Origin of the sequence: Limosilactobacillus rudii (assembly GCF_014145455.1) — a bacterium.
Classification (GTDB): Bacteria; Bacillota; Bacilli; order Lactobacillales; family Lactobacillaceae; genus Limosilactobacillus; species Limosilactobacillus rudii.
On record NZ_JACIVB010000061.1, the window covers coordinates 33,157 to 40,843 of the forward strand.

Consider the following 7,687-nt stretch of genomic DNA (forward strand, 5'->3'; position numbering starts at 1 on the left):
TCAAAAACTGGCTCTTAGCCAATTTTTGGCGTTTGCTGCATTACAGTAGGTGCTGTTCTTTCATTAATTCACCAATCCAATTCTTTTTAATTTTCCTTAATAGTGGCTTTTCAATAAGTTTTGGAATTGGTAGGTCCATATCCTCAAGTGGCTTTTTGTCATTCATATAGTACATTGCCCGGATAAGTTCACGAATATCATAAATGGAGTTAAAGACTTCAGGGACTCCGCGGTCAACATTTAACAGGGAGTAGACAGCTTCCATTGCTGTTCGGACAGAATATTCAGTCGTGAAGACAGTATCACGGGTTGGGGATTCTGCAAAATTACCGATAAAGGCTAAGTTTGCAGAACCCTGAGGAACGACATCAGGACGGTCGCCTTTAACTCTTGGCATAAAGTAGCTAGTAATGAATGGCATATATACAGGAACGGTATTGATAGATTCTTCTGCTGCTAATTCATCAATTAATGCTTCTGGTACGCCGAGGTGGTAAAGCCATTCCTTGGTAATTTCTTCGCCGGTACAATCGACAATTCGTTTCTTGATATAATTACCTTCTGTGTCCGAGTAAAGGCCATAAATCCAAACGATTGTTTCATTAGGTTTTTGGTTCTTAAAGTGTGGTTGACGGTGGATTGTCCAACTAAGCATCCAGTTAGAATCTGTAACAGTAATAATTCCACCAGTGTTTACTTTTCCATCGTGAAGGTCACGTTTAGTTAATCGTTCAATGTATGGTTCTACCTGTGGATTTTTAATTGTGGCTGTTGCCGAGATAAACCAGCTACGGTTAGGAATATTTTTGCAAAAGACGTCAGGATGACCAAATGCTGGAGATTGTTTTGCAATATTTTCCCAAAGCTTCCAGCTACCACCTAATGCACTAGTTGGCTGGGCAACTTGGTGGTGACTGCCATAGTTTGAACTTTCGGTGATGGAACCGTTAGTGACAAAGACAATATCATCATCAGTAAGGTCAATTGTCTTGTCTTCGTTATCCTGCTTGAGAATAATTTTCTTAGCATGCTTTTCGCCATTTTTGGTATCAATAAGAACATTTTGAACTTGGGTATTATATTCAAACTTAACCCCGTGATCTTTAAGGTAAGCAAGAAGCGGTTTGGTCATTGATTCATACTGGTTATACTTATTAAATTTAAGGGCAGTAAAATCAGGCAAACCGTCAATATGGTGAATAAAACGCATTGCATACCGCCGCATTTCAGCGAGGGAATGCCACTTTTCAAAAGCAAACATTGTTGACCAATAGATCCAGAAATTACTCTTAAAGAAATCTTCTGAGAAGTAGTCGCCAATTGTAAGGTCACCGAGTTGGTCTTCAGGTGTAAGAATTAATTTCATTAGTTCCTTAGTCGACTTTCCAAGGAGGTACTTGCCGTCTGTTGGAACTTCATTACCACGGTTATAAGTTAAACGACAGTTAGAACTATTGGGGTCATCTTTATCTAGCCAGTAATATTCATCGAGGTAAGATGCACCGGGAATTTCTAATGATGGAATTGAGCGGTACATATCCCACATACATTCAAAATGGTTTTCCATTTCTCGACCACCACGGGTAACAAAGCCAACATCAGGGCGATCTTGACCATCTAATGAACCACCGGCAATTGGCAGTTCTTCAAAAATATGAATATTTTCACCGGGCATTTGTGCATCCCTTATTAAGAAGACGGCGGCAGAAAGTCCGGCTAATCCGGCACCAATGATATAAGCGTGTTTTTTATCAACGCCGGCTGGTTTGCGTGGCCGGGCAAAGGCTTCATAGTTTCCATTAGAATAGTACATAAAAACGTCTCCTTCCAGACAAAAACAGTACATGTATCCACTAACATTGTATCGCTTTCTAAGAATGATTTCCTGGGAAATAAATTCAGGGTACAGAATTTATTAAAAACGCTTATAATTAGTTGAGTAATATTATTGGAGGAGGGTTAGAAGTGATTGAAATAAATAAGCATAAGTATACATTTCCCAAAATACTTACTTTTGGTTTCCTTATTGTTATCCTTATGGGAACTATTTTACTTTCATTACCATTTGCGACCCGCACTGGTGAAACGACTAATTTTATGACCGCTTTTTTCACATCAACGAGTGCGACCTGTGTTACCGGATTAACCCTAGTTAGTACGGCAACTCATTGGACATTATTTGGTCAAATTGTAATTGCAATTTTAATAGAAATTGGTGGGTTAGGATTTATGACCTTCGCAGTTATGATGTCACTACTTGTTCGGCAAAGAATGCGGATGTCGACACGATTGCTGACCCAGGAAGCACTAAATCTTGATCACTTGTCACAGCTAAATGTAGTGTATCTGATTATCAAACTTTCATTGCTGATTCAGCTAACCGGTAGTATTTTTTTGTTTTTTGATTTTTATCCCCGTTATGGGTTGAAAAAGGGAATATGGTTTAGTATATTTCATTCAATTTCTGCTTTTTGTAACGCGGGCTTTGACTTATTTGATAATAGTATTGCTAATTATGCGAATGATTCTTACATGCTTTGTGTGTTGGCAGTATTGATTGTTGCAGGCTCTCTTGGCTTTTTAGTATGGAAAGATATTTTAAATTATCCTAAATACCATCGGTTATCGTTACATACTCAGCTTGCTTTACGCACTGGGGCAGTTTTATTTGTTTTATCGATTATTGTTTACTTTATTACAGAAAAGAATCTTGCCCAGTTAAGTGATAAGTTGAGTTTTTCGCACCGAATTATCAACACGATCTTTATGGCAATTACTCCACGGACGGCAGGTTTAGTAACTTTTCCATATACGGAACTGAGTGCTGCTGGAATTGCATTCACGGTTATTTTAATGTTTATTGGGGGAACGCCAGGATCAACTGCGGGTGGTGTAAAGACAACGACAATTGGTTTATTGACAATCCAGAGTTTTGCAACGTTACGCGGGCAGCGGGATACTACTTTTGCTCACCGGCGTTTTACGCAGGAAAATATTTATCGGGCATTGACCTTGTTATTTGTTGCGTTATTTATTTTATTAGTTTCAATTTTACTTTTGGTTGAAACGCAGGACCTACCGAAGCACGATTCGCTTGCATACGTTACTTTTGAAGCGGTTGCGGCGTTTGGAACAACGGGAATTTCATTGGGAATAACAACCCACCTTAATCTGCTTGGACAATTAATTATTATGTTCTTAATGTTTGTTGGGCGGGTTGGGATCTATACAGTTATGTTCTCAATTTTAAATGCAAATTCTGCCACAAAGAATTATCGATATCCAGAGGAGAGTGTGTTAATTGGCTAAAAAAGAAAGTTATGCTGTTATTGGAATTGGTCAGTTTGGAGCATCGATATGTGAAGCCCTAGTGCAAGCAGGCCAGGAAGTGTTGGCAATCGATGCTAACGAGGAGGTTGTTAATGAATTTGCTGGTTCAGTTATGCGTGCGGTGATTGCAGATGCACAAGATGAGGATGCACTGCGGGACCTTGATATTGGTAGTTTTGACCACGTGTATATTTCAATTGGGAAGAATGTTGAAGCTAGTATCATGGCAACTCTAATTGCAAAAGAGTTAGGAGCACCAGATGTGATTTGCCGAGCGGAAAATGTTAATCATGCTCGAGTCTTGGAGCGGGTTGGCGCTGACATGGTTGTACGTCCGGAGCATGATTTGGCTAAACGATTAATTTTCCAGCAGTTAAACCCAAGTGTAGTTGACTATGTTACCTTGAGTAAGGAAATTACATTAGCAGAAGTTAATATTAATAATCCAAAATTCTTTGGCAAAACGCTTGATGAACTCGATTTTCGGAATCGCTATAATGTTAATGTAATTATTATCGTTAGCAAGGACGATGAGGTTAACCAGATGCCGCAAGCAAATGACGTTATTCAGCCTCATGATAAGATTACAGTTGTTGGTAATATAAAGGATATTCGGAAGCTAAACGATATTGTTAGTTAATTATAATTAGGTGAAGAGAATTGAGAATTATAGTTTTGATTATCGCGATTATTGCTGTTATAATCCTTGCTAGTGCTTGGGGGATGTTTCAAAAACAATTAGCGTGGAAAGTAATTAATAATGAATTAAGGGCAAAAAATGATATTAAAGTCGTTGATATGCTAGTCAACAATGGGAAAAATATTGTGACAATTGCCCAACAGTTGGTAACATCGAGTAAAATCTTTGAAGTAGTAGGCGATGTTAAGCAAGCGCAGAAGTTAAAAAGCAAGATTCAAGCAGCAGCTGTGGCAGATCGTGCAGAGATTATAACGGATGACGTGGCCAATCTAGGTTTCAAGGACCATTCAGTTAACTATGTAATTATTAATAATCTTCAGCAAATAAAACCAGCAATTACTCGCCAACGCATTTTACAGGAAGCAATTCGAATCTTAAATGTTGATGGGACGATCTTTATCATTAATTCAAGCCACCTTAATGATTATCATCGTTTGCTAGAATATTATGGATTTAAAAACGTTCTTATAAAACGAATTGGTAGCAGTAAAATAATGGTGGTTAAAAGAAATTAAAATAATAAAATGGTGATTATAATTTGCGGTATTTACCCATATTAATCACCATTTTTATTTATTAGTTTAAATACTTTTCGACTTGCTTATCATCTAAGTTAAAACTACTTTTAACGCTTTTTTTGATGCTATTATTATCGATTCCAGCATCTTGCAAACCTTTAATAAAATTATGAATTGCATTTTCTTGTGACTCTTTTAAATTATTCCAGCTTGCTACTAATTTACCTTGCTCTTTGGTTAATTCAGCTTGTCCCTTTGCCATTTGCTCTTTCTGTTTCTCCATCGCTTCTTTCTGCTTTTCTATTTCATCTCTTTGTTTCTCCATCTCCGCTTTCTGCTGCATTGTCTCTTCTCTTTGCTTTTCTATTTCTTTTTCCAGCTGCATTATCTCTTCTCTTTGCTTTTTCATTTTCTCTTCTCTGATTTGTTGATCCATTTCATACATTGAGAGTCGCATATATTCCGCCCTCCATTTCCGGTTCTGCTTTACTTTCTCCATCCTTTCTCTTAATTTTACGACAAGATTATCCGGCGTTTCAACTTTCCGCTGTGCAATTATATCAAGAACTGCCTGCATTTTAGTATCAACCTCGTGCTTGGTTGAGGGAATGTTGAATAAGATATCGGATTGACCGTCGCAAACGATATGCTCTGGGGCGTTGTCAATATGTTTATGTAAGGTATAGCGTTGGAAGCCAAGATTAAAGGGATCAAAATTACAAAAGAAAATAACATAGGAATCATCAGCGGTATCATAGCTCTTTCCCTTATCGTATGACTCCATCGTACTAGCTGCTTGGTAGTACCGAATCCGTTTGGCGAGATTGTGTTTGTTGACGACTTGCATTTCAATATCGTAGTGATTATTATGCTCATCGGTGGTGTAAATATCAAAGCGAACTGCTTTTGCATCTGGTGCGGGTGCAAGTTCTTGCTGGTTATTAGGAAACTGAATGTCTTTTATGTTTAAGGTCGGCAAAATCCTACGCAATAATTCCAGACAAATATCCTTATCAAGCATAACCTTATTGAAGATATAATCATCAGTTAGATCAGCATTTTCCCATCTTTTACGTAATGTTAATTCGTTGTTCATCCATGTTCTCCTATTATATAGAATCAGAGGAACACCCTCTAATAATATATATACGTAATAAATTAGCGATTGCATTATTTTATTTAAGGGACGGAAAAGTTGATTGCTGAAGCTAAGGAGAATTCGCTGAAAGGGTATTGCTCCCCCCCCGAAAAAATAATATTATCGGCTTGTAATCACTATCGGGTGATTAAGATTTGAAATGGGAGGATATTATAATGAATATGAAAAATAAGTTGATGTTGTCAGGTGTTTCATTAGTAGCTGCGTTAACTTTAGGTGCTACGACTGTTACAGCTCATGCTGCTACTTATGATGAAATGAATGCAAAGTGGAACCAGAAAATGGAAGAAGGTAATAAGAAGGGGCTTGTTAATGCGCCGTGGCTCGACCTACAATCAGCAGCTGAACAAGGTGATCCTGAAGCACAAGCATGGATGAAGCAAGTCGATGGTAACAAAGGTAACGCCCAGTCACAACCGGCTCAAAACACCCCATCACAAGGTCAAAATACCAATGGTGCAAATACTGCTACTGTAAGTGCCGGGAATAATTCAGCACAAGGTAATACTTCAGTGCAAAGTAATAGTACTGCTCAAAATAATCAAGCCACTGTTGTAACTAATAAGGTGGCAAGTGCTAAGACGACTACTCCAGCTAATCTTGCAACATCAAATGTTACACCAGTTAAGGCTGACAATGGGATGAAGACTTTACCACAAACTGGTAATGCTAATACCCAAGCAGCAGTCACAACTGGTTTAGGCTTGGCAACACTCGCTGGAATGTTTGGTTTAGGTTACATGAAGAAGCGGGCTTAAGCAATTATCTAATTTATCTTTTCTAAATAAAAATAGAGTCAAACGCAATTACGTTCGGCTCTATTTTTTTGGTTAAGTTGCAAAATCATATTGGTAAAAGAATTGCACCATCGTTAAAATTTATTACTTAATTACTCTCCCAAAAGCAAGTAGTGACAATTTTTTACCTTAGGATGTCTAACAAAAATTAAAAGAGATTAATCATCGTCAACATCATTATTAGTATCGACATTTTGGTCATCGCTCGGCTGATCTGCTGAATTACTATCGTCGTCATCATCATCGTTTTGATCAGATGAACTATCATTGTCGTCATCGCCAGAATTGCTTTGATCACTATTATCCGAAGAACTATTACCGCCCTTGAAACTTTGGGCAACTGCTTGGGCATTACTCTTTTGTGAATCAGTTTTATAGTACTTATTGATTAACTCTTGAAGTGAAACTGTAGAAGAAGTATAGCTAGCTTCTGCATCACTTGCACCACCAGAATGATCCATTTTATAGATGGTTACCTGGTCGCCATTGATGGAGAAAGAAAATGTTCCGACAGTTGATCCTGAACTGACCAGGTATTGGCCATTATTCCCATTACTATTACTAGTATTTGTACCAAAGGATAGTTCATCGCTAGGACTTGGCGCACTGCCAAATACTTCTTGATAGGCAAGAACTCCGATAATCTTCGGGTCAGATAAACTAGTAGTTTTTTCACTGGAGCTTGCTGAAGAGGAGTTCTTCTGCCGTACAGGTGATTGTTGTGGTTGGCTCGTTTTCTTAGCACTTGAGGTAGATGAGTCCACTTTCCCGTCTGAAGAATCATTGCTACAGGCAGCAAGGCTAATTCCTGCTAGTAGTGTCATGCTAATTGCAATAATTTTTTTCATATTCAATTACTCTCCCAAAATATGTTATCAGAAATATAGTATATGTTTATCAGAGTTAAAATAAATAGCTTTTCAGGAAAAGGCAGTTAGGTTCAGTAAAAAGTAGTAATAGTCGAATTATATCTCAATCAGATTCCTGAAAATAATAAGTGTTTCCTGAAAAGTGGTTGATAAGAACGATAACTCTCTTAAAATACTTAATTGTAAGCAAAATAAAAAAGATTTAGATAGCAAAAGATAAATTATTTATTATGGGGAGCAATGTATGATGAAAAATACCAAAAAATTTCTAACTACCACTGCTGTTATTGCTACCGCATTAACTGGGGGGGGGG

General features: G+C 37.7%; 7 protein-coding genes. 4 read left to right on the forward strand and 3 right to left on the reverse strand.

What is annotated here, in order from left to right:
- Window positions 1–40 precede the first annotated feature (40 nt).
- On the reverse strand, window positions 41–1,813 hold the full coding sequence (locus tag H5S39_RS09155) for an oleate hydratase (protein WP_182596866.1): 1,773 nt from the start codon (window positions 1,811–1,813) through the stop codon (window positions 41–43).
- A gap of 152 nt (window positions 1,814–1,965) precedes the next feature.
- Here H5S39_RS09155 and H5S39_RS09160 point away from each other — a divergent pair, with 152 nt between their 5' ends.
- From H5S39_RS09160 to H5S39_RS09170, 3 genes are read left to right on the forward strand one after another with little or no spacing between them, the layout of a single operon-like run.
- Window positions 1,966–3,309: a TrkH family potassium uptake protein gene (locus H5S39_RS09160; RefSeq protein WP_182596867.1), complete on the forward strand. Its 1,344-nt coding sequence runs from the start codon at window positions 1,966–1,968 to the stop codon at window positions 3,307–3,309.
- A complete protein-coding gene (locus tag H5S39_RS09165) occupies window positions 3,302–3,970 on the forward strand; it encodes a potassium channel family protein (RefSeq protein ID WP_182596868.1) in 669 nt (222 codons plus the stop codon). The genes H5S39_RS09160 and H5S39_RS09165 overlap by 8 nt, the downstream gene beginning before the upstream one ends.
- 20 nt (window positions 3,971–3,990) lie before the next feature.
- Entirely contained in the window at window positions 3,991–4,545 is a 555-nt protein-coding gene (locus tag H5S39_RS09170) for a class I SAM-dependent methyltransferase (protein WP_182596869.1), read from the forward strand.
- 61 nt (window positions 4,546–4,606) lie between these two features.
- Here H5S39_RS09170 and H5S39_RS09175 read toward each other — a convergent pair whose 3' ends face one another.
- Window positions 4,607–5,644, reverse strand: coding sequence for an Rpn family recombination-promoting nuclease/putative transposase (locus H5S39_RS09175; protein ID WP_182596870.1), 1,038 nt, complete (start codon window positions 5,642–5,644; stop codon window positions 4,607–4,609).
- Between the two features lie 218 nt (window positions 5,645–5,862).
- On the opposite strand from H5S39_RS09175, the gene H5S39_RS09180 reads away from it, so the two are divergent.
- Window positions 5,863–6,465, forward strand: coding sequence for an LPXTG cell wall anchor domain-containing protein (locus tag H5S39_RS09180; RefSeq protein WP_182596871.1), 603 nt, complete (start codon window positions 5,863–5,865; stop codon window positions 6,463–6,465).
- A gap of 197 nt (window positions 6,466–6,662) precedes the next feature.
- Here H5S39_RS09180 and H5S39_RS09185 read toward each other — a convergent pair whose 3' ends face one another.
- Window positions 6,663–7,352, reverse strand: a complete 690-nt coding sequence (locus H5S39_RS09185; protein ID WP_182596872.1) for an Lreu_0056 family protein — start codon at window positions 7,350–7,352, stop codon at window positions 6,663–6,665.
- Window positions 7,353–7,687: the final 335 nt, after the last annotated feature.

What these genes read in the sequence shown, in the direction of transcription:
- H5S39_RS09155 (WP_182596866.1), bottom strand. Translation starts at nt 1,813, where the DNA reads ATGTACTATTCTAATGGAAACTATGAAGCCTTTGCCCGGCCACGCAAA.
- H5S39_RS09175 (WP_182596870.1), bottom strand. Translation starts at nt 5,644, where the DNA reads ATGAACAACGAATTAACATTACGTAAAAGATGGGAAAATGCTGATCTA.
- H5S39_RS09180 (WP_182596871.1), top strand. Translation starts at nt 5,863, where the DNA reads ATGAATATGAAAAATAAGTTGATGTTGTCAGGTGTTTCATTAGTAGCT.
- H5S39_RS09185 (WP_182596872.1), bottom strand. Translation starts at nt 7,352, where the DNA reads ATGAAAAAAATTATTGCAATTAGCATGACACTACTAGCAGGAATTAGC.